19 protein-coding genes are annotated in these 20,878 nt (G+C 57.1%); 16 read left to right on the forward strand and 3 right to left on the reverse strand.

The annotated features are described in order from the left end of the window. The first annotated feature begins 62 nt into the window (after positions 1 to 62). The 10 genes from CR155_RS20760 to CR155_RS08440 all read left to right on the forward strand — a co-directional run bounded on the left by CR155_RS20760 (position 63) and on the right by CR155_RS08440 (position 8,771). Positions 63 to 206 carry a hypothetical protein gene (locus CR155_RS20760; protein ID WP_158238250.1) on the forward strand — a complete coding sequence of 48 codons (144 nt, stop codon included), beginning with the start codon at positions 63 to 65 and terminating at the stop codon, positions 204 to 206. Between the two features lie 149 nt (positions 207 to 355). Next, a complete protein-coding gene (locus tag CR155_RS08400) occupies positions 356 to 1,537 on the forward strand; it encodes an acetyl-CoA C-acyltransferase family protein (protein ID WP_102069571.1) in 1,182 nt (393 codons plus the stop codon). Further along, positions 1,530 to 2,300 (forward strand): class I SAM-dependent methyltransferase, encoded by a 771-nt coding sequence (locus tag CR155_RS08405; protein WP_102069572.1) that lies wholly within the window; start codon positions 1,530 to 1,532, stop codon positions 2,298 to 2,300. The genes CR155_RS08400 and CR155_RS08405 overlap by 8 nt, the downstream gene beginning before the upstream one ends. A 111-nt stretch (positions 2,301 to 2,411) precedes the next feature. Then, a complete protein-coding gene (locus tag CR155_RS08410) occupies positions 2,412 to 3,380 on the forward strand; it encodes an ABC transporter substrate-binding protein (RefSeq protein WP_102069573.1) in 969 nt (322 codons plus the stop codon). 77 nt (positions 3,381 to 3,457) lie between these two features. Next, positions 3,458 to 4,351, forward strand: coding sequence for an ABC transporter permease (locus CR155_RS08415; protein ID WP_102069574.1), 894 nt, complete (start codon positions 3,458 to 3,460; stop codon positions 4,349 to 4,351). A 1-nt stretch (position 4,352) separates the two neighbouring features. Further along, positions 4,353 to 5,147: an ABC transporter ATP-binding protein gene (locus tag CR155_RS08420; RefSeq protein WP_102069575.1), complete on the forward strand. Its 795-nt coding sequence runs from the start codon at positions 4,353 to 4,355 to the stop codon at positions 5,145 to 5,147. A gap of 50 nt (positions 5,148 to 5,197) precedes the next feature. Beyond that, complete coding sequence (locus CR155_RS08425; protein WP_102069576.1) at positions 5,198 to 5,962, forward strand: endonuclease/exonuclease/phosphatase family protein; 765 nt, start codon at positions 5,198 to 5,200, stop codon at positions 5,960 to 5,962. Further along, positions 5,959 to 7,170: a cardiolipin synthase ClsB gene (gene clsB, locus CR155_RS08430; RefSeq protein ID WP_102069577.1), complete on the forward strand. Its 1,212-nt coding sequence runs from the start codon at positions 5,959 to 5,961 to the stop codon at positions 7,168 to 7,170. The genes CR155_RS08425 and clsB overlap by 4 nt, the downstream gene beginning before the upstream one ends. Then, complete coding sequence (locus CR155_RS08435) at positions 7,167 to 8,159, forward strand: lysylphosphatidylglycerol synthase transmembrane domain-containing protein (RefSeq protein ID WP_158238251.1); 993 nt, start codon at positions 7,167 to 7,169, stop codon at positions 8,157 to 8,159. The genes clsB and CR155_RS08435 overlap by 4 nt, the downstream gene beginning before the upstream one ends. A 33-nt stretch (positions 8,160 to 8,192) precedes the next feature. After that, entirely contained in the window at positions 8,193 to 8,771 is a 579-nt protein-coding gene (locus CR155_RS08440; protein ID WP_102069579.1) for a hypothetical protein, read from the forward strand. Here CR155_RS08440 and CR155_RS08445 read toward each other — a convergent pair. Beyond that, positions 8,768 to 9,085 (reverse strand): BON domain-containing protein, encoded by a 318-nt coding sequence (locus tag CR155_RS08445; protein ID WP_102069580.1) that lies wholly within the window; start codon positions 9,083 to 9,085, stop codon positions 8,768 to 8,770. The genes CR155_RS08440 and CR155_RS08445 overlap by 4 nt on opposite strands. Before the next feature lie 191 nt (positions 9,086 to 9,276). Here CR155_RS08445 and CR155_RS08450 point away from each other — a divergent pair, with 191 nt between their 5' ends. The 6 genes from CR155_RS08450 to CR155_RS08475 all read left to right on the forward strand — a co-directional run bounded on the left by CR155_RS08450 (position 9,277) and on the right by CR155_RS08475 (position 18,155). Further along, on the forward strand, positions 9,277 to 10,542 hold the full coding sequence (locus tag CR155_RS08450) for an efflux RND transporter periplasmic adaptor subunit (RefSeq protein WP_102069581.1): 1,266 nt from the start codon (positions 9,277 to 9,279) through the stop codon (positions 10,540 to 10,542). A 66-nt stretch (positions 10,543 to 10,608) separates the two neighbouring features. Continuing rightward, a complete protein-coding gene (locus tag CR155_RS08455; protein WP_102069582.1) occupies positions 10,609 to 13,812 on the forward strand; it encodes an efflux RND transporter permease subunit in 3,204 nt (1,067 codons plus the stop codon). Then, positions 13,809 to 15,344, forward strand: coding sequence for an efflux transporter outer membrane subunit (locus CR155_RS08460; protein ID WP_102069583.1), 1,536 nt, complete (start codon positions 13,809 to 13,811; stop codon positions 15,342 to 15,344). The genes CR155_RS08455 and CR155_RS08460 overlap by 4 nt, the downstream gene beginning before the upstream one ends. Before the next feature lie 32 nt (positions 15,345 to 15,376). Further along, the gene (pdxJ, locus tag CR155_RS08465) at positions 15,377 to 16,108 is read left to right on the forward strand and encodes a pyridoxine 5'-phosphate synthase (RefSeq protein WP_102069831.1); all 732 of its coding nucleotides are present in this window, start codon (positions 15,377 to 15,379) and stop codon (positions 16,106 to 16,108) included. A gap of 12 nt (positions 16,109 to 16,120) precedes the next feature. Then, positions 16,121 to 16,705, forward strand: a complete 585-nt coding sequence (locus tag CR155_RS08470) for a nitroreductase family protein (RefSeq protein ID WP_102069584.1) — start codon at positions 16,121 to 16,123, stop codon at positions 16,703 to 16,705. Between the two features lie 10 nt (positions 16,706 to 16,715). Then, positions 16,716 to 18,155: a dihydrolipoyl dehydrogenase gene (locus CR155_RS08475; RefSeq protein WP_102069585.1), complete on the forward strand. Its 1,440-nt coding sequence runs from the start codon at positions 16,716 to 16,718 to the stop codon at positions 18,153 to 18,155. A 3-nt stretch (positions 18,156 to 18,158) separates the two neighbouring features. Here the strand turns inward: CR155_RS08475 and CR155_RS08480 are convergent, their stop codons facing one another. Continuing rightward, positions 18,159 to 18,704, reverse strand: coding sequence for an SCO family protein (locus tag CR155_RS08480; protein WP_439650427.1), 546 nt, complete (start codon positions 18,702 to 18,704; stop codon positions 18,159 to 18,161). A gap of 91 nt (positions 18,705 to 18,795) precedes the next feature. Further along, on the reverse strand, positions 18,796 to 20,871 hold the full coding sequence (locus tag CR155_RS08485) for a M3 family metallopeptidase (protein WP_102069832.1): 2,076 nt from the start codon (positions 20,869 to 20,871) through the stop codon (positions 18,796 to 18,798). Between the last annotated feature and the right edge of the window lie 7 nt (positions 20,872 to 20,878).

The following is a 20,878-nucleotide window of genomic DNA, read 5'->3' on the forward strand; positions in this document are numbered from 1 at the left end:
GTTACCCTATAAGGCTACCCGGGCGCGTTGTGCGCCTTGGTGATGCATAAAGGAGAGCTAGCATGGCAACACAATCCACCCAGAAAAAGCAACCTTTTGTAATCGAGCCCCTGAACTGGGTAGCCCCTGAAGTCGATCGTGATGATTCCGATCGGCAAAACCAGGATGGCAAGCAGGCAACTGGTGCCAAGGAATCTCGCAGCTAAAAGCTGACTGGCATAACCTGACCATAAAGAAAAGCGGCAGACATCAAATCCTGCCGCTTTTCTTTATGCACGGCAAACGTGGGCGCAGGGCGCGCGTTACTATTCTGTATCTGGCTGAGGCCGCTCATAGTTAACAAGGAACCTTCATTATGGAAGATGTGGTTGTCATTGGCGCATGTCGTACCGCAATAGGTGATTTCGGCGGCGGCCTCAAGGATGTGCCTCCGTGCGAACTGGGTGCAACTGTCGTTCGGGCAGTCCTCGATCGCAGCAACGTGGCGGCATCCGACGTGGGGCACGTGGTATTTGGACACGTCATCAACACCGAACCGCGCGATATGTATTTATCCAGGGTGGCCGCCATCAATGCAGGTATAGGGCATTCCACCCCGGCGTTCAATGTGAACCGGTTGTGCGGTTCGGGATTGCAGGCCATTATTTCAGCCGCCCAGGCGCTGAAACTGGGGGACGCTGAAATCGCTATTGGCGCCGGCGCCGAAAGCATGAGCCGGGCTCCATATAGTGTCCCTGCACACCGATGGGGTGCCCGGATGGGTGAAAGTGTGCTTATCGACATGATGACCGGCGCACTGGCCGATCCTTTCGATAAGACACACATGGGCGTCACGGCGGAAAACGTCGCACAGAGGTATTCCATATCCCGAGAAGAGCAGGATGCCCTGGCCCTGTCGTCGCATCAGCGTGCCGAGACCGCCATTGACAATGGTTACTTCAAGGACCAGATCGTGCCGATTGTACAAAAGACGCGCAAGGGTGACGTTGTCTTTGACACCGACGAACATGTGCGTCGTGGTGCGACCGATGCCAATTTTTCTTCGTTGAAACCCGTGTTTGTGAAAGAGAATGGAACCGTGACCGCCGGTAATGCGTCCGGTTTGAACGATGGCGCTGCCGCGGTGCTGCTGATGACAGCCAGCGCCGCAAAGGCACGCGGTCTGAAACCGCTGGCAAGGTTGATTTCCTACGGCCATGCCGGTGTCGACCCCAAATATATGGGCATAGGGCCCGTTCCCGCAACCCGGATAGCGCTGAAAAAAGCCGATATCACGATAGACCAGCTCGATGTCATCGAAGCCAATGAAGCCTTTGCTGCACAGGCGTGTGCTGTCAGCAAAGAGTTGGGCTTCGATAGCGCCAAGCTGAATCCTAACGGCAGCGGTATCGGACTCGGACACCCCATCGGAGCGACAGGTGCAATCATCACGGTGAAGGCCTTGCACGAGCTCGAACGTGTCCAGGGCCGTTATGCACTGGTAACCATGTGCATAGGCGGCGGGCAGGGAATTGCCGCGATTTTCGAACGTGTTTGAAGCACAGCCCTGGCAGGCCGACGAACCCACGCTTTCCGAACTCGGCGGTGTGCGCTATCTGCACTTCGGTACCGAATGGGTGCAGGGTGCCATGCGGGTGGGCAAACCCAATGAACTGGTGCTTGCCTATACGCAACAAATGATGGCCTGGCTGCTATTTCTCGAACCTTCGAAACAGGACGAGATCGGCATCATGGGATTAGGAGCCGGATCCTTATTGCGATTTACGCTCAAGAATACGCAAGCCTCCGTGGAAACCGTTGAATGGAACCCCCAGGTAACCGCCATATGCCGGGCTTATTTTCGACTGCCCGACAACCGCCGGTCGGTTATCGACCATTGTGACGCGGCGATCTGGGTGAAAAAACGCCACAACATCGGCAGGTTCATGGCGTTGATGGTAGATCTATACGACGCCCAGGCTCAGGGACCTGTGCGTGATTCGCTCGAATTTTACCAGGGGTGTTACGGAGCGCTAGGCGACGTCGGGATCATGACAGTCAATTTGTTCGGCGATCATACCAGTTTTCCGCCCAATATCGATAACATCCGGAAGGCATTCGCGGGCAGGGTCCTGGAGCTTCCCGAGATCGACGCTGGCAATCGGATAGTACTGGCATTCAAGGGGCCTTTGCTTAATATCTCCACACAGCAGTTGCTGGATCGAGCGGCTGCTGTAGAGACGCGCTACGGGTTGCCGGGCGGCCGCTGGGCCAGGGCCTTGCTTGCCCAGCATGGCGCGGCAAGCAAGGTCGCCATTTAATGTCTTGCGCCCTGGGGATTTCCCCTCGAGACAATGGCTTCTTGAACGCGTTAGACTTAGCCCGTTCGCGATCATAGTCAGGTCGGCGCCAATAACCTTCAAGGAGCATCAATGAAGTTCTACAAGTCTGCCAAGCTGGTGTGCGGTGCTATGGCCGCGGCCGGCGTCCTGGCCCATGCCCCCGCGACCGCACAGTCGGTCGCAGTCACCTCCATAGTCGAACATCCGGCGCTCGACGCGCTCAAAGATGGCGTACTCGAGGCGTTGAACAAGGCCGGCTATACCGAGCCAAAAGGCTTGAAATGGCAATTTCAGACAGCGCAGGGCAATACTGCCATCGCGGCCCAGATTGCGCGAAAATTCGTGGGCGATCAGCCCGATGTCATCGTAGCAATCGCTACGCCGTCCGCGCAAGCCGTGGTAGCCGCCACCAAGACTATTCCTGTCGTGTATTCGGCCGTAACCGACCCCATAGCGGCCCAACTGGTCGCCACCATGGATCCCTCGGGCACGAACGTAACCGGCGTGTCCGACAGTCTTGCGCTCGAAAAGCAGGTGGAACTGATTAAAAAAGTGGTACCGGACGCCAAGCGCGTCGGCATGGTCTACAACCCGGGCGAGGCCAATTCGGTGGTGGTCGTCAAGCAGATGCGGGACCTCCTGCCCAAGTCCGGTTTATCCCTGGTTGAGGCGACTGCTGCTCGCACCGTGGATGTTGGTGCGGCTGCCCGCAGCCTGGTAGGTAAGGTCGATGTCATCTATACCAATACCGATAACAACGTCGTGTCGGCATACGAGGCGCTGGTCAAGGTTGGAAACGATGCCAAGATACCGCTTATTGCATCCGACACCGACAGCGTTGCGCGCGGCGCTATCGCGGCGCTGGGTGTCAACTACCACGATCTTGGCTTGCAAACCGGAAACATGGTCATCAAGATATTGAAGGGCGCAGCACCCGGCTCGCTCGCATCACAGACCAGCAGCAAACTCGAACTGCACGTCAACCCTGGTGCAGCCCGGAAACAAGGGATCACATTGACCGACGCCTTCCTGAAGTCGGCCAGCAAGGTTGTCGATTAGAATATAGCCATCTGGATATCAGGCGGGCTTGTCACGCGCAGCTCGCCTGTTTCTTTTTCTGGTTATCTGGCTAAAACATGTCACTTTATTCATTATGGGGTGCGCTTGAAATCGGTCTTATTTTCGGACTGGTCGCGCTCGGCGTACTCATCTCATTTCGCATGCTGCGCTTTCCCGATCTCACCGTGGATGGCAGCTTTCCGCTGGGCGGTGCGACCGCGGCCACACTGATCAGCGCCGGCATGGATCCATACACTTCAACCATTATTGCCACGTTCGCTGGGGCCGTCGCGGGCATGATCACAGGCTGGCTGAACGTCAAGCTGAAGATCATGGATCTGCTGGCCAGCATTCTGATGATGATTGCCCTGTACTCGATCAATCTGCGCGTGATGGGCAGGCCGAACGTGCCGCTGATTTCAGAGCCCACGGTGTTCACCATGATCCAGCCTGAAGGGATGAGCGACTATATTGCCCGTCCCTTGATTCTCCTCGTCTTGCTGATCGTGGTGAAGTTCGCGCTTGACTGGTTCTTTTCGACTAAGACCGGCTTGGCAATGCGGGCTACAGGTTCCAATCCCCGCATGGCGCGCTCACAAGGCGTGGCCACCGGCACCATGCTGCTGGTCGGCATGGCGATCTCTAACGGTTTGTGCGCCCTTGCGGGCGCACTTTTTGCACAATCCCAAGGCGGCGCCGATATTTCCATGGGAATAGGCACTATTGTCATAGGTCTGGCCGCGGTGATAGTGGGAGAAAGCATCATGCCATCACGCAAGCTTATCGTCATTACGCTGGCCGTCATTGTTGGCGCTGTGCTTTATCGTTTCTTTATTGCTTTGGCACTCAATGCCGACTTCATTGGGCTGAAAGCACAGGATCTCAACCTGGTCACTGCCTTGCTCGTGACGTTTGCACTGGTGGTCCCTTTGCTCAAAAAACGGCTGCGCACCTTGATGGGAGGGCATTGATATGTTGAGCGCCAAAGACCTGCGCATCACCTTCAATCGTGGAACGGTGCTTGAAACCAAAGCCTTGCGCGGCCTGTCGCTGGACATCCCCACGGGGCAGTTTGTTACCGTTATTGGATCGAACGGCGCTGGTAAATCCACACTGCTCAATGCCGTATCCGGTGATCTGCCTGTCGATAGCGGATCGATCTGCATCGACAGCCACGACGTTACGAAATTGGCGGTATGGACGAGGGCTGGACAGGTGGCGCGCGTATTTCAGGACCCGTTGGCGGGGACCTGTGAGGATTTGACCATAGAAGAGAATATGGCATTGGCGCATAGTCGCGGTCAACGACGGGGGCTAAGCCTGGCCGTCAAGTCCAACATGCGCGGCGACTTCCGGGAACGCCTTGCCACACTGGGCCTCGGACTGGAGAACCGGCTCGGCGATCGCATTGGCATGTTGTCCGGCGGACAGCGACAGGCCGTCAGCCTGCTCATGGCTGCCTTGCAACCATCCCGAATATTACTGCTCGACGAGCATACTGCCGCACTGGATCCGAGAACCGCCCAGTTTGTGCTGGACCTTACCACCCGTATTGTGCACGAACACAGCCTGACCACCATGATGGTGACCCACAGCATGCGCCAGGCACTCGACGTGGGTGAGCGAACCATCATGTTGCACCAGGGCAATGTGGTTCTGGATGTTTCGGGGACGGAACGCGAGGGACTAGACGTTCCCGATCTGCTCTCGATGTTTGAAAGGGTGCGAGGCGAGACCTTATCCGATGACGGACTGCTGTTGGGATAGGCTGGGCATGGCGCTTGCTGTCGAAGAAAATTATAACTTCGTGGGCGCCCATGACCATTGCAGATACGTCGACAACATTACGAGTGCTTACCGTAAATACCCATAAGGGATTTACATTTTTCAATCGTCGTTTCATCCTGCATGAACTGCGCGATGCCATTCGCGCCACCCACGCCGATATAGTCTTTCTACAGGAAGTGCTGGGGGCCCATGAGGCGCATGCGTTGCGCTTGGCCCGTTGGCCTGATGTCAGCCAGTATGAATTCCTGGCGGACTCGATCTGGGACGATTTTGCCTATGGTCGGAACGCCGTCTATCCCAATGGCCATCACGGCAATGCGTTGCTGTCCAAGTTTCCGATTACGTTCTACGACAATCTGGATATTTCGATGGGCAAGCACGAAAAACGAGGAATGTTGCATTGCATCCTACGTCCACCTGACATGGCGACAGATATACATGCGATTTGCGTCCACCTGGGCTTGCACGAAAGACATCGGACGCGACAATTGACAAGCCTGTGCACGCTGCTCAAGGACGAGATACCCGCAACAGTACCCCTGGTGGTCGCTGGCGATTTCAACGACTGGCGGCAGCGGGGACAAGAGATCCTGATGCGTTCCAGCGGGCTGAAGGAGATTTTTGCCGAGTGCAATGGACAGGTAGCGCGGACGTTTCCAGCGCGTTTTCCATTGCTGCGACTTGATCGCATTTATGTCCGTAATGTTGGCCAGTTTCAACCGATCACGCTATCTCCCAAACCCTGGACTCATTTGTCGGACCATGCGCCGTTGGCCGCCGAGGTGACGCTATGACGGTGAAATGGACTAGCGGAAATACCCTGGAACTGCTGGAAAACGGGGAGGCGTTCTTTCCCGCTGTATTCGATGCCATACGCCGTGCAGAATACAGTGTAATCCTGGAGACGTTCATCATCTTTGAAGACAAGGTAGGTAATGAACTGCGGCAGGTACTGATAGAAGCGGCCCAGCGAGGCGTTCGGATCGAAATGACCGTTGATGGTTATGGATCGGCTGACCTGACCCCGGAATATATCCAGGGCCTCACCTCGTTAGGCGTGGGTTTTCATGTGTTCGATCCGCAACCTCGGCGCATGGGTTTCCGCACCAATCTGTTTCGGCGCATGCATCGAAAGATAGTCGTGGTCGATGGTGTCCTGGCCTTCGTGGGCGGGATCAACTACAGCGCAGACCACCTGGCCGATTTTGGGCCTACGGCCAAGCAGGACTATGCCATATCGATTCGTGGTCCGCTTGTTGAAGAGATAGCGCGCTTCGCTCTGGACGCGCTTTCACCCGTTCGCGTGCGGTTCTCCTGGCGCAGCCTGCTGCGCCGGCGTGGGAGGCAACATTCCCAAAGTGGCGAGACTGTAGCGGCACTGGTCCTGCGAGATAACGATAAACACACTAACGATATTGAACAACATTATCGTATAGGCATTCGGGCGGCCAAACACGAGATCACAATCGCCAACGCTTATTTTTTCCCGGGCTATCGTTTTCTTCGCGATCTGCGCCAGGCGGCCAAGCGGGGAGTGCGGGTGCGCCTGATCCTGCAAGGGCAACCTGATATGGCAATAGTCCGTTTCGCGGCGACGATGCTCTATGACTACCTTTTGTCGGCCGGCGTCGAAATATATGAATATTGCGAACGTCCTTTTCATGGCAAGGTCGCGACAGTCGACCATACCTGGGCAACTGTGGGTTCGAGCAACCTCGATCCGCTGAGTCTGGCCTTGAATCTTGAGGCGAATGTAATGATTCATGACCGCGCCTTCAGCTCCCATTTGCACGAACGGCTTGAATTTCTCGTTAAGAATCATTGCAGGGTGATGGAGCGCGTTGCGCCGCCCCGGCGCAAGATCCAGCGAGTTTTCGTCAGCGTGTTTGTTTTCCATTTCTTGAGGCGCTTCCCCGCATGGGCGGGTTGGCTGCCCGCACGCGAGGCGCAACTTACGTCATTTGGATCGCAGGCCGAAACGATGAGCGAAGGAAAGCCATGAGCGCTTCCAGATGGGACGATGTCAGAAGCTGGCTCAAGCAGCATTGGAAAATCATACGACGGTTCATTGGCATTGCATTCGCGACAGCGATAGTAATACTGATTACCATGGCAGTGATCAAGATCGACTGGCGTGAGGTCGTTGGCGCCATCCATGGATTGCCGGCCAGCGCTTTGTGGCTCGCAGGCCTGATCACTGTGGCGAGCTATTTCGTCTACAGCAGTTATGACGTGCTGGGCAAGCGATATACGGAACATGACCTGCCATGGTGGAAATGCATGATGACCGGGTTCATCAGCTATGCATTCACCATGAATATGGGTGCGCCTGTGGGGGGGCTCGGATTGCGACTGCGCTTGTACAGCAAGCACGGTCTGGAGCCCGGCGTCATCGTGCGTATCGTCGGGCTGAGCATCACGACGAACTGGATAGGCTATACATTGCTGGCCGGAGTGCTATTCGCATCGGGCATGGTGGAGCTTCCTGCCGACTGGAAACTGGACAATGGCCCACTGCGGATCATAGGCGCAATAATGGTGGCTATCGCGCTTGCGTATCTGGCGCTATGCAAGTTCTCCACGACCCGTTCCCGGGAGATCTTCGGCCACACCATCGAATTGCCATCCATCGGCATAGCTTTAGTCCAGATCTGTTTGGCCGTAGTCAACTGGATGCTGATCGGCGCGGCCATCTACGTGCTCCTGCAGCAGAACATTTCCTATCCTGTCGTGCTAGCGACGTTTCTGGTAAGCGCAGTGGCCGGTGCCCTGACACACATTCCAGGCGGAATCGGGGTGATCGAATCCGTGTTCGTTGGCTTGCTCAGCGGTTCAATGGCCCGGCACGAGATTCTTGCCGGCCTTTTGGTTTACCGCGCCATCTATTACCTTGGGCCGCTAGTCGTTGCGGGTACGTGGTATCTGGCCATGGAGGCCAGGCTGGGCCGTTTCGCCCGGCATGCTAATTGCTCATCGAAGTCAACCAGATAGCGCTTTGGAGCGCTCGCCAGACAAGGGGTAATCATGTCGCTGATCGTAGCTGCTCGTTTCGATACCTTTGACGCTGCCGAAAGAGCTGCAACCGCTCTCATGAGCGAAGGTGTCGCCTCCAACGATCTCCATACCTTTTTTGTTAATCCACCCGGTGGGCATGACCGTTATCCGATGGGTGGCGACCAGGCAGCAGATCCAGATTCCGAGGGAGCACCTTTAAGCGCGATTGGCGGGGCCGCCGCCGTAGGGCTGGCCGGCGCGCTCATCGGCGGGTTGATCGCCTTGTCAATCACTGATTCGATGCTGCCTATCGTTGGAGGTGCGGGGGTGGGGGCGTATATAGGGTCGCTGGCAGGCGCGGTATATTCCCTTGGCCGCAAGCGTCCGTCGCGAACGCGACAGCAGGTTACCCAGGCGAAGGTCCATGAGGGTCGCCCGTCTGGCGTCGTGCTGGCAGTCCATACCTCACCGGAACATGAACGGCGTATCGCAGAAATACTTCGCGCCGCGGGCGGAGTCGAAGTTGAGCGAGCCCAGGGCCGATGGGCAAACGGCCGTTGGGAGGACTTCGACCCCTTGGTCAGTCCCACGTTGAAAAAGGATTTCTAGGGAACCTTGATGTCGTAATTCACCTTTTTCACTCCCGACACCTGCCGCGCCGCCTGTACGGCGTTCCGGGCCGCCAACGTATTATCGGCGGTGCCGGATAGCGTCACCACTGCACCTTCCGTCGAAATCCGGACGTTGTGGGTGTGTATGCCTGGAACACTCATGACTGCCGCTTCCACCTTTGCATTGATGGAAACGTCGTCGTCGTATTGAGCCGAGGCTCGCGGAGTGGTGTCACCGGCGCAGCCACCCAACGCCATGGCTGTGGCTGTGGCTGCTATCAGTGTCATCAAGCGAATGCTGTAGGGGAACATGCTGAAACTCCAGTAACGGTAAATGGGATCGGTGCAGAGTGAAGCCGGCAGCAATCGGTGTGCCGCGGTAACCGGAACGATACTTATGTGCGGTTGCAGCGAATTTTCGATATATACTCACGCTTTACTAAAAATCAGAACGGTCAAAGCTGTGTTTGCACAGTTCGCCATGCTGTTCCAGGAGTCTTTGTATGTCGAACCTTCGCCTGCCTTCCGGGCAGCAAGTCCGCGTTGTCATTTTTTCGTCCCTGCTCCTCCTTACCGCCTGCGGTGAAAAGCCGCCATCCGGAGTACCGGGAGAAATGAAGGTTCCGGTCAGCGTAGTCACCGTTCAGCCCACACCAACAGAAGTCGTTGTTGAGCTTCCCGGACGGGTCGAAGCCATCAAAGATGCGCAGATCCGCGCACGGGTCAACGGTATTGTCACTGAGATCAACTTTGACCAGGGCAGCGACGTCAAGGCCGGACAACTGTTATTCACCATCGATCCAGCTCCGTATCGCGCTGTCCGCGCCCAGGCGGCCGCACAATTGCAACGCGCCGAAGCCGATGCAAAGAGCGCACGGCTCCTGGCAGAGCGCTATTCCAAATTGATCAAGGCCAACGCGGTCAGCCGTCAAGAGTACGACAATGCCATGGCTGCGGCTGGTCAGGCTGAAGCAGCCATTGCTGCCGCCGAGGCGACGCTGCAGGCCGCCGACATCGATCTGGGATACACCAAAGTCGATTCGCCCATTGATGGACGCATAGGCAAGTCGCTGGTCACCGAAGGCGCACTGGTCAGCGCCACGGCGGCCACCCAGTTGGCCACGGTGCAACAGATTAACCGTGTCTATGTCGATCTCACCCGCTCGACCGCAGAGGTCTCGCAGTTGCGCCAGGCTCTTGCCAGCGGCAAGCTCGAACAATCGCCTGACGGCAATGCCAAGGCGGAGGTCGTGCTCGAAGACGGTTCAAGTTACGATCAGCCGGGAAAAGTCCTTTTTTCCGGAATCACCGTCGATCCGACTACGGGTCAAGTAGTTTTGCGTGCAGAATTTCCCAACCCAGACCAGATTTTGCTGCCGGGCATGTATGTCCGTGTGCGCCTGCAGCAAGGTGTAGACGAGAAAGCCTTGCTGGTACCACAACAGGCACTGCAACGTACCGCCGATGGCCTCAGCAGTTTGATGCTGGTCAGGGACGGCAAGGTCCAGGTAGTCGCGGTTGAAGTGGGTCCCGAAAGCAAGGGCAACTGGATCATCACAGAGGGTTTGAATGCCGGTGACGTCGTGATCGTAGAAGGATTCCAGAAAATTCGCCCTGGGGCGGCAGTGCAGGGAATGCCGTGGAAACCAAAGGGCTCACAGGACGGCAACGCATCTGCCCCGGCAGAGCCCGGTGCGCCAGGCGTCGAAAAAGGTGCGGATCCGTCGGGGGACAAGGCGCCCGTTGCCGAACCCGGTTCCAAGGGTTGATCCCTAAGCTTGCCCGGCCGCCAGTCTGGCCGCCGACACTGTTTATTGCTTTTAGAGTGAGCACGCATGCCGCAGTTTTTTATAGAAAGGCCTATTTTTGCCTGGGTCGTTGCCCTGGCAATTACCCTGGCGGGTTTGTTGGCCATTCCCAACATGCCGATTTCGCAATATCCCGAGGTGGCCCCACCAGCAATTACGATCCAGGCCACATACCCCGGTGCATCGGCTGAGGACGTTGCCCAATCCGTATCCAGCGTAATCGAGAACGAGCTTAACGGCGCAAAGGGGTTGCTGTACTACGAGTCGGTCAGCGACTCCTACGGCGGTTCAGAAATTACAGCAACCTTTGCGCCAGGCACTGATCCTGATCTGGCCCAGGTGGACGTGCAAAATCGCATCTCGAACATCACGGCCAAGTTGCCAGGCGCCGTTACGCAGCAAGGCTTGAAGGTCAACCAAAGCAATGCCAGCTTCCTGTTGGTAGCGGCGCTTTCGTCCACCGACGGCTCTCTCAATCAAGTTGCGCTGGCTGACTATATTACCCGCAACATCCAGAATGCTATTTCGCGCGTTCCGGGCGTTGGAAAATTCCAGCTGTTTGCGGCACCCCGGGCGATGCGTATATGGGTCGATCCCGACAAGCTGACGGGTTACAAGATAAGCATGGCGGAAGTCAACGCCGCCGTCGCGAAGCAGAATGTATTGATTTCCGCGGGGATTATCGGATCACCTCCCAACCCGGATGAACAACGTGTCACGGCACCTATTGTCGTCAACGGTGAGCTCACGACCGTGGAAGACTTCGAGAAAATCGTATTGCGTTCGAACGTGGATGGTTCCAGCGTCCGGATGCGTGATGTCGCGCGCATCGAGGTCGGCGCCGACAATTATCAGTTCGGTGCGCGGCTCAATGGCAAGCCCACCGCTGCGTTCGCCATATCGCTCGCCACGAATGCCAATGCCTTGGAGACCGCGGAAGGGGTGAAAGCACGCATGGAGGAACTGTCTCAGTTCTTCCCGGGAAACATCACCTACTCGATTCCCTACGACACGACACCGTATGTCCAATTGTCGATCGAGCAGGTCGTCCATACGCTGCTCGAGGCCATGGTCCTCGTGTTTATAGTGATGTTCATCTTCCTGCAGAACGTACGCTATACGCTCATTCCGGCCCTGGTAGTTCCGATCGCCATCCTGGGCGCCTTCGCCGTGATGCTAGCGCTGGGATTTTCGATCAACGTGCTCACGATGTTCGCCATGGTGCTCGCCATCGGTATTCTGGTTGACGATGCCATCGTGGTGGTCGAGAACGTTGAGCGCATCATGGTGGAGGAAGGGCTTTCGCCTAAAGAGGCGACCAAGAAGGCCATGCCGCAGATCAGCGGCGCAGTGCTGGGCATGACGCTGGTATTGGCCACGGTGTTCTTGCCGCTGGCTTTCATGAGTGGATCTGTTGGCGTCATCTACCGTCAGTTTTCCGTTGCCATGGCCGTGTCCATCCTGTTCTCCGGATTCCTGGCCCTGACGTTCACTCCGGCGTTGTGCGCGACCATACTCAAGCCAATACCGAAGGGCCATCACGAAAAGAAAAGAGGGTTTTTCGGCTGGTTCAATCGTTCGTTCGAACGAGTGACGAATCGGTATGAAGGGTGGGTAGGGCGGAGCCTGAAGCGCAGCGGACGCATGATCATCATCTACCTGATCCTGGTTGTGGCGTTGGGGTGGATGTATATGCGCTTGCCAACATCCTTTCTTCCTGAAGAAGACCAGGGCTACGTCATTGTCAATATGGAATTGCCAGCTGGATCGACCAGCAGTCGCACACTGGAGATCATCAAGAAGGTTGAGGATTATTTCACGAAGCAGCCAGAAACGGAGAATATCGTCACTGTCCAGGGATTCAGTTTCAATGGCAATGGATTGAATTCCGCGATTGCGTTTGTACCCCTGAAGGATTTTTCTGAACGCAAGGGGCAAGAGCACTCCGCGCAAGCCGTATCCGGCAGGGCAACCCAAAACCTGCTTTTTGGGTTGCCGGACTCCATGGTGTTTGCCATCGTGCCGCCGGCCATTTCTTCGCTGGGCAACGCTTCCGGTTTTGACGTTCGTCTTCAAGACCGTGGAGGCCAGGGACATGACGCCCTGATGGCGGCCACACAGCAGCTTTTGCAAATGGCCATGCAAAGCCCTGTCCTGGCGGATACCCGTATCACCGGCCTCGGAGCGGGCCCCCAAATGAGCCTCACGATCGACAGGGCCAAGGCCGCTGCATTGGGTGTGGACTTTGGCGAAGTCGCCACGCTGATTTCAACGTCGTTGGGTTCAGCCTACGTGGGCAAGTTCCCGAATATGGGGTGGATCCAGAACATTTGGGTCCAGGCCGAGCAAAGTCACCGCATGAATGCGGACGACATCATGAAGCTGAATGCGCGCAACAGTGCCGGCGAAATGGTTCCGCTGTCGTCATTTGTCAAAGTTGATTGGGAGCAAGGTCCGGTGCAGGTGGTTCGCTACAACAGTTATGAGTCCATCCGTATCGGCGGCTCGGCGGCTCCCGGATACGCGACGGGTGAGGCCATGGCCGAGGTCGAGGAGTTGATCGGCAAACTGCCCACGGGCTTCGGTTATGAATGGACCGGGTTGTCTTATCAGGAAAAGCAGGCGGGAAGTCAGTCCTTGATACTGATGGGGCTGGCCATGCTGGTTGTTTTCCTGTTGCTTGCCGCCTTGTATGAGAGCTGGGCGATCCCGCTGTCCGTCATGCTGATGGTTCCGTTGGGTATGCTCGGTGCCGTCGGTATGGTTTCAGCGTTAGGAATGTCAAACGATGTGTACTTTCAGGTTGGCATGATTACCGTAATAGGACTGGCCGCGAAGAACGCGATTCTTATTGTGGAATTTGCCAAAGATACTTATGCGCACGGGGGCAGCATCGTGGATGCTACCGTCGAAGCGGCGCGTCTTCGCTTCCGTCCGATCCTGATGACGTCATTTGCGTTTATCCTGGGCGTTGTCCCTCTGGCGATTGCCACGGGAGCCAGCTCTGCTAGCCAGAACGCCGTGGGCCTGGGTGTGCTGGGCGGCATGCTTGCCGCGACGCCGCTGGCCATGGTGTTCGTTCCTACGTTTTTCGTGGTGGTATTAACATTGTTCAAAACCAAGCCCAAGCTGCTGGGCGCTCACGCCAAGATGGCGCCACTGACTCAAGTTCATCATGCAAGCGGCACCGCTCAAACGGATCATTCTTCGAAGGATGGGGGACAGGCATGATTACACGTAACTTCACACGCTCAGCGTTGCCTATACTGATCACCCTGGCGCTGGCCGGATGCTCGCTGGCACCCAAGTATCAACGCCCGGTCGCGCCGGTGCCGGGACAGTATCCTGACCAGGATGCGGTGCAGAATCGTGGTAGCGGAACTGCGGCTTCGGTCGCACCCGACGCGGCTTATGGGTCCGACCTTGGTTGGAGCGAATTCTTTACCGATCCGCAGCTCAAGGCATTGATCCGCCTTTCCCTGGCCAACAATCGCGACATGCGCATTGCCGTTCAGCGTGTACAGGAAGCACGGGCGCAGTACGGTATCGCCGACAGCGATCGCTTGCCCACCATTGGTATTGGGGGAAATGCGCAGTTCACGCGTAATCCGGAAAATTTGCGGATGGGCGAAGATGCCGGTAGCGTCAGCCGGTATTACCAAGCCGGCGTGGGCTTGACCGCTTTCGAAATCGATTTCTTCGGGCGAGTCAAGAACCTGTCCGAAGCGGCCTACCAGCAGTACCTGGCGACGGCGCAGGCCTCGCGCACCGTGCATATCAATCTGGTCGCCTTGGTCGCCGAAGCCTACTTCCGTCTGCGTACCGCACAGCAGCTCGACGGTTTGATGCAGAAAACGCTGGAATCACGTCAGAACACGTATTCACTGGTCAAGGCCCGCTACGACGCGGGAGTCGCTTCCTCGCTGGATCTAAGCCAGGCGCGCGCTCAACTGGATACTGTGCGAGTGGATCGCGAAGGCATCAAGCGATCACAGGCCCAGGCCTTCAACGCGTTGCAGTTATTGCTGGGCACCGAAATTCCCCAAGATATGCCGCAGTCTACGGCTTTTGGTCGTGATCAGGTGTTAGCCGCTATTCCGGTCGGCTTGCCTTCCGACCTGCTTGAGCGGCGTCCTGACATCATGGGCGCGGAGAACGCGCTGCTGGCTGCCAATGCCAACATCGGGGCGGCTCGCGCAGCCTTTTTTCCGAATATTTCGATTACGGGTCTGCTGGGCTTCGCCAGCCCGCAACTGGGTGGATTGTTCGGCTCCGGTCAGCGTTTCTGGCAGTTTGCCCCGCAATTGCAAATGCCAATTTTCTCGGGTGGTGTAAGCGGCAACCTCGATTTGGCCGAGGCCCGCAATAATATCGCCGTCGCACAGTACGAGAAAACGATCCAGACCGCATTCAGGGAAGTGGCCGATGCCCTGGCCGGCGAGGCGACCTACGACCGCCAGCTCGACGCCTTGCGTTCGCTTGAGGCGGCCGCCTCCGAATCGCTTTCGCTCGCCACGCTGCGTTATGAAACCGGTATCGACAGCTTCCTGCAGGTGCAGAACGCCGAGGTCGATCTGTATACGACACAGCAGACTTTTTATCAGATAGGCATGGAGTCGCTGATGAATCGTGTCGAACTGTATAAGGCCCTCGGAGGAGGGTGGCTTGAAAGCTCGGTGGCGACTGCACCCGTGGCGGGAGGCGTATCCGGTACAGCACCCGGAAGGGACAGCGGATCGATAAAAGGTGATAATGGTTCATGACACGATGGCTGGAACCAAATGGATGCAAGAAAATGATTGAACTAGGCGTGAATATTGACCATGTAGCCACTTTGCGCCAACAGCGACTCACCTCATACCCGGATCCCATTGCAGCGGCATTGCGTGCGGAAGAGGCGGGCGCAGATGTCATAACCTTGCACTTGCGGGAAGACCGTCGTCACATTCAAGACGCCGATGTAGTGGCAATACGGCCTTTGCTCCGTACACGCATGAACCTTGAATGCGCTGTGACGTCTGAAATGCTCGACATTGCCTGCCGAATCCAGCCCCAGGATGTGTGTCTGGTTCCCGAAAAGCGCAGCGAACTCACCACCGAAGGTGGCCTCGATGTGGCAGCACAGCTTTCGCTAGTTCGACAAGCTGTCTCACAACTGCACGCTTCCGGTATACGCGTATCCCTTTTCATCGATCCAGAACCCTCGCAAATCGAAGCGGCGGTGCAGGCAGGTGCCCGCGTCATTGAATTGCATACTGGCGCCTATTCCGGGGCTATCGAGCCTGCGGCAATCGACTTTGAACTTATACGGCTGCGCGCGGCTGTCGCCCTTGCCGCAGGAGAGGGGCTGCGCGTGAACGCCGGACACGGCCTGCATTACGAAAACGTCACGACCATTGCAGCGATGCCGGGTATTGCAGAGCTCAATATCGGCCATGCCATCGTGGCTCGGGCGATTTTCGACGGCTGGGAAAAGGCCATACGCGATATGAAAGCGCTCATGCATACTGCCCGAGCGCCTCGCTGAAAAGGATTGAAGATGTCAGTGGTGCCCCTTGAATACTTGTTATCCCGACGATCGACCAAATTCCTGAAGTCTCCGGGTCCTGATGAGTCGCAATTGGCTCAGATACTCCAGACAGCAATGTCGGCTCCCGATCATGGCAGACTGCAGCCTTGGCGTTTCGCACTGATCCGCGAGGAAAGCATAGTGCGACTTGGCGACATGGCCATCTCCGCCATCAAGGCCGAGGGTCTTCCATTGACTCCAGAGAAAGAAGCCAATACCCGACGCTGGCTTGAAGAGCTACCCCTACTGATAGCCATAGCATGCAAAATCGACCACAACAACACAAAGATTCCCGAGCACGAGCGGATGCTGGCCGTGGGGTGCGCCGTCATGAATATGCTGAACGCCGCTCATATGTTGGGCTATGGCGCATTCTGGAGCACCGGGCTGGGTACCTATGTCGATGAAGTCAGCGAAATCCTGGGTTTTGATACGCTGGAGTATCGATTCATGGGCTACCTAGCCATCGGTACGCCCATCCGCGATCTTGGTCCCGCCCAACGGCCGGACTTCACGCAGTTCGTCAAAGAGTGGACTGGAACCCGATCCATTTGAGGGGTAAAGCATGAAGCAGCTAAAAACGGATGTGGCCATCATCGGTGCCGGCACGGCTGGAATGCTGGCGTATCGCACGGTAAAGTCCGCTGGCGCAAGCGCCATGCTGATCGAGGGAGGGCCCTATGGAACAACCTGTGCGCGTGTCGGTTGCATGCCTTCGAAGTTATTGATTGCGGCTGCCGAGGCCGCACATGCGGCAGCCTCGGCGAGTGCTCTTGGTGTTCACATTGACGGAACCCTTCGCATCGACGGCACCCAAGTCATGGACCGCGTCAAGCGCGAGCGTGACCGATTCGTCGGCTTCGTGCTCGATAGCATCGACAGCATTCCGGACTGCGACAAAGTCCGGGGGTATGCGCGGTTCGTTTCCGATACGCTGCTGCGGGTCGACGACCATACCGAAATCCAGGCATCGCGGGTCATCATTGCCACGGGTTCGACGCCAGTCGTGCCAGAACCCTACCGTGCGCTGGGAGACCGCGTGATTGTCAATGACGACGTCTTCGCCTGGAATCACCTGCCGCGCCGCGTCATGGTAGCCGGCGCCGGTGTCATCGGTATGGAGATAGGCCAAGCGCTGGCGCGCCTTGGCGTTCAGGTCCGGATGATCAACCGCAGCGATAGCCTTGGTGGGTTGACCGATCCCGTCGTTCGCGCCAGCGCGCTGACCGCCTTCCAGTCGGAACTTGACTTGCATCTGAAGTCTCGCATTATCGACGTCCGGCGTGTTGGTGACGAGGTCGAGATCCGCTATCAAGCGGAAGGTCAAGACGCCGTGGTCGAGCGATTTGATTATTTGCTGGTGGCGACGGGCCGCCGGCCCAATCTGAGCGCACTCGACCTGCACAACACATCGGCCATCCTCGATGACAAAGGCATGCCGCAGTACGACGCGCGTACCTTGCAGCTGGGATCAACGTCGATATTCATCGCCGGCGACGTCAATGGCGTCCTGCCGCTGCTGCACGAAGCCAGCGACGATGGACGCATTGCGGGCCAGAACGCCGCCGCTTACCCGCAGGTCGTCCCCGGCAAGCGGCGCGCGCCTTTCGCTATTGTTTTTTCTGACCCCCAACTGGCCGCGGTAGGCTTGCGGTTCAAAGACCTTCCCCAGCAAGGCGTGGTATTCGGCGAGGTGGATTTCACAGACCAGGGCAGGTCGCGCATCATGTTGAAAAACTACGGAAAGTTGCGTATCTATGCCAACCAGGAGGACGGGCGCCTGCTGGGTGCCGAGATGGCGGGACCAGCGGCTGAACACATTGCGCATCTTCTGGCATGGGCCGTACAGCAGGAAATGAGCATACACACAATGCTCGATATGCCTTTCTATCACCCGGTCATCGAAGAGGGCTTGCGCACGGCATTGCGCCATGCAGCCCACGAATTGCTGACGTCAAAACTCGAACATGTTCGGGTCGAAGAAGAATGCGTCAATAACACTTGAGCGTCAGCGCCCGGGCAGTAAAGATCGAACGCTACTCGTCAACGCTTCGATCGATTCAGTATCGGCGGCCAGCATCCGTGCATGGCCTTCGGCGTCGAACATGTACACGCCCCGGCTGTGTGCGACTTCGTAGTTTTCCTTGTCGCTGCCAGAAGGCTTTTCTATCTGATAGGCCACTCGATAGCGGCGGGCGAGGTCGGCGATCTGTTTTTCTGTTCCCGTCAAGCCTATGGCATTCTGATCGAATGCATTGACATAGGCCTGGAGGATCTCTGGCGTGTCGCGATGGGGATCCACGCTGATGAATAAGATTCGCACCTTGTCGGCATCGTCCTGAAGATTCGACATGACTTGGGAAAGTTGCGCCATCGTCGTAGGACAGATGTCGGGGCAGCTGGCATAGCCGAAAAACAGCATGACAGTCTTGCCCTTGAAGGTTTCCTCGGTCACTGTTTTACCGCCCGCCGCCTGAAGAGTAAAACGCAGGTCTGGCAGGAATCCGCGCACATTGTGTACCGGATTGTCGGCAGCTTTCATCGGAGACACCATGGCGAACGCACAGGCCACGGCCATGAAGTAGCGGAGGAAAAAACGCATTACTGAAGCCTCTATGTGTTTACGTACGCCGGCGTCCGGCGACCTAATGTTCGCCAATTTCAGTCATGCCGCTATGGCGCAGCAGGGCATCGATGGAAGGAGGGCGGCCCCTGAACGCCTGGAAGGATTCCGCGGCGGGTCGCGAGCCGCCAACCGCCAGAATTTCCTTCAGAAAACGTTGGCCTGTGGCGGCATTCAATGTCTCGCGTGTGTGGTCCGATGCCAAGATGGCACTCTCTTCAAATGCACCGTAGACGTCGGCCGACAGTACTTCAGCCCATTTGTAGCTGTAATAGCCGGCACCATACCCACCCGCGAACAGGTGCGAGAAGTTGTGCGGAAATCGGTGCCACGAAGGAGGAAAGAGCACCGCAACCTCTTTACGGATGTCATCGAGGACATTGAGCACGGCTTGTATGGACATGCCTTGCGCCTGATGATGGATGCCCATATCGAACAGTGAGAACTCGACCTGTCGCAACGTTTGCATGCCGCTCTGGAAATTGCGTGCTGCCAGCAATTTATCGTAGAGTTCGCGCGGCAGTGGCTGACCTGTTTCGATATGGGCCGACAAGCCGCGCACGACCGACCACTCCCAGCAGAAATTTTCCATGAACTGCGATGGTAGTTCGATGGCATCCCACTCAACACTCGCGAATGCTGCGGCGCCTGGTTCGTCGACCTGCGAAAGCAGCGCGTGCAGGGCATGGCCGCTTTCATGAAACAGTGTTATGACGTCGTCGTGCGTAAGCGACGCAGGCTTGCCGCCGCGTGGACGCGAAAAATTGCAGGTCAGGTAGACAACCGGCGTCTGTACACTGTTGGCCACCTTGCGGCGATTGCGTTCGCTATCCACCCATGCACCGCTTTGTTTACCTTGGCGGGCGTACAGGTCGATATAGAGAGTGCCAAGCACCACGCCAGCATTGTCGCAGACCTCAAATGCCTTGGCGTCATCATGCCAGGTCGGGGCGTCAAATGGCAAAATGGTTACATCGAAGAGCTTGTTGATGACGTCAAACAGACCCTTGAGCACCTGGGGCTCGGTAAAGTACTGTTTTATCTCTTCCTCCGAGTAGGCATAGCGTTCTTCGCGCAATCGTTCGGAAACAAATGCGATATCCCAGGGTTCCAGTTCGAGCATCCCCAGCCGGTCACGGGCAAATGTCCGCAGCTCGTCGAGATCACGCGTTGCATACGGCTTAGCCTTGCGGGCAAGCTCGCGCAGAAATTCCAGCACTTGAGCAGCATTGTCGGCCATGCGGGTTTCCAGCCGCAGCGCGGCGAAACTGCCGAATCCAAGCAGTGCAGCTTCTTCAGCCCGAAGTGCCAACAAGCGCTCGATCAGTGGAGAGTTGTCGAGCCTCGGCTCGCCTTGCTCCGAAGCGACCGTTGCATAGGCGCGATAGAGTTCTTGGCGCAAGCTGCGGTCCGTCGCATACTGCATCACTGGAATGTAGCAGGGCATCTTGAGTACAAGCTTCCAGCCGTCCAGGCCGTCGGCCTCCGCGGCAGATCTGGCTTCCTGGACAACATCGGCCGGTAGCCCGGCAAGCCGGGCTTCGTCGCGGACGTTGAGTGACCATTGGTCCACGCTGTCCAGCACGTTCTCGGAAAACTTCTGGGAAGCCTGTGCCTGAAGGTCGGAAATCTCGGCATAGCGCAGGCGCTGGTCGCCCACGAGTTCGACACCACTGAGTCGGAAATCGCGCAAGGCCAGGTCGATGACCCGCTGCCGCACAGGTGCGAGCTCGGCGAAGCTGGCGGAGGCCTTGATGCGTTTGTACTGATCATACAGGCCGGTATGAAGCCCGACCCAGGTGGAAAATTCGGTGACGAGTGGAAGGCATTCGTTATAAGCCGCTCGGAGTTCAGGCGTATTGACGACCGCGTTCAAGTGACCGGCCACCGACCATGCGCGCCACAACTTCTCAGAGGCGTCTTCCAGCGGCTCGACGATGCTGTCCCAGGTGGCGTCCAGCTCGGGGTCAGCAGCGCGGTCGACGGCCTGTCGCGTTTCGGCGATCAGTGCCGACACGGCAGGCTCTATGTGCGCCGGCTTGACGTGGGCATAGTCGATGAGCGAGGAAATGGGTGCCAACAGAGGATTTTCAGTCATTGTCAAA

Source organism: Pollutimonas nitritireducens, from assembly GCF_002849615.1.
GTDB lineage: Bacteria > Pseudomonadota > Gammaproteobacteria > Burkholderiales > Burkholderiaceae_B > Pollutimonas > Pollutimonas nitritireducens.

What these genes read in the sequence shown, in the direction of transcription:
- CR155_RS20760 (WP_158238250.1), top strand. Translation starts at nt 63, where the DNA reads ATGGCAACACAATCCACCCAGAAAAAGCAACCTTTTGTAATCGAGCCC.
- CR155_RS08400 (WP_102069571.1), top strand. Translation starts at nt 356, where the DNA reads ATGGAAGATGTGGTTGTCATTGGCGCATGTCGTACCGCAATAGGTGAT.
- CR155_RS08410 (WP_102069573.1), top strand. Translation starts at nt 2,412, where the DNA reads ATGAAGTTCTACAAGTCTGCCAAGCTGGTGTGCGGTGCTATGGCCGCG.
- CR155_RS08415 (WP_102069574.1), top strand. Translation starts at nt 3,458, where the DNA reads ATGTCACTTTATTCATTATGGGGTGCGCTTGAAATCGGTCTTATTTTC.
- CR155_RS08420 (WP_102069575.1), top strand. Translation starts at nt 4,353, where the DNA reads ATGTTGAGCGCCAAAGACCTGCGCATCACCTTCAATCGTGGAACGGTG.
- CR155_RS08425 (WP_102069576.1), top strand. Translation starts at nt 5,198, where the DNA reads ATGACCATTGCAGATACGTCGACAACATTACGAGTGCTTACCGTAAAT.
- clsB (WP_102069577.1), top strand. Translation starts at nt 5,959, where the DNA reads ATGACGGTGAAATGGACTAGCGGAAATACCCTGGAACTGCTGGAAAAC.
- CR155_RS08435 (WP_158238251.1), top strand. Translation starts at nt 7,167, where the DNA reads ATGAGCGCTTCCAGATGGGACGATGTCAGAAGCTGGCTCAAGCAGCAT.
- CR155_RS08440 (WP_102069579.1), top strand. Translation starts at nt 8,193, where the DNA reads ATGTCGCTGATCGTAGCTGCTCGTTTCGATACCTTTGACGCTGCCGAA.
- CR155_RS08445 (WP_102069580.1), bottom strand. Translation starts at nt 9,085, where the DNA reads ATGTTCCCCTACAGCATTCGCTTGATGACACTGATAGCAGCCACAGCC.
- CR155_RS08450 (WP_102069581.1), top strand. Translation starts at nt 9,277, where the DNA reads ATGTCGAACCTTCGCCTGCCTTCCGGGCAGCAAGTCCGCGTTGTCATT.
- CR155_RS08455 (WP_102069582.1), top strand. Translation starts at nt 10,609, where the DNA reads ATGCCGCAGTTTTTTATAGAAAGGCCTATTTTTGCCTGGGTCGTTGCC.
- CR155_RS08460 (WP_102069583.1), top strand. Translation starts at nt 13,809, where the DNA reads ATGATTACACGTAACTTCACACGCTCAGCGTTGCCTATACTGATCACC.
- pdxJ (WP_102069831.1), top strand. Translation starts at nt 15,377, where the DNA reads ATGATTGAACTAGGCGTGAATATTGACCATGTAGCCACTTTGCGCCAA.
- CR155_RS08470 (WP_102069584.1), top strand. Translation starts at nt 16,121, where the DNA reads ATGTCAGTGGTGCCCCTTGAATACTTGTTATCCCGACGATCGACCAAA.
- CR155_RS08475 (WP_102069585.1), top strand. Translation starts at nt 16,716, where the DNA reads ATGAAGCAGCTAAAAACGGATGTGGCCATCATCGGTGCCGGCACGGCT.
- CR155_RS08480 (WP_439650427.1), bottom strand. Translation starts at nt 18,704, where the DNA reads ATGGTGTCTCCGATGAAAGCTGCCGACAATCCGGTACACAATGTGCGC.
- CR155_RS08485 (WP_102069832.1), bottom strand. Translation starts at nt 20,871, where the DNA reads ATGACTGAAAATCCTCTGTTGGCACCCATTTCCTCGCTCATCGACTAT.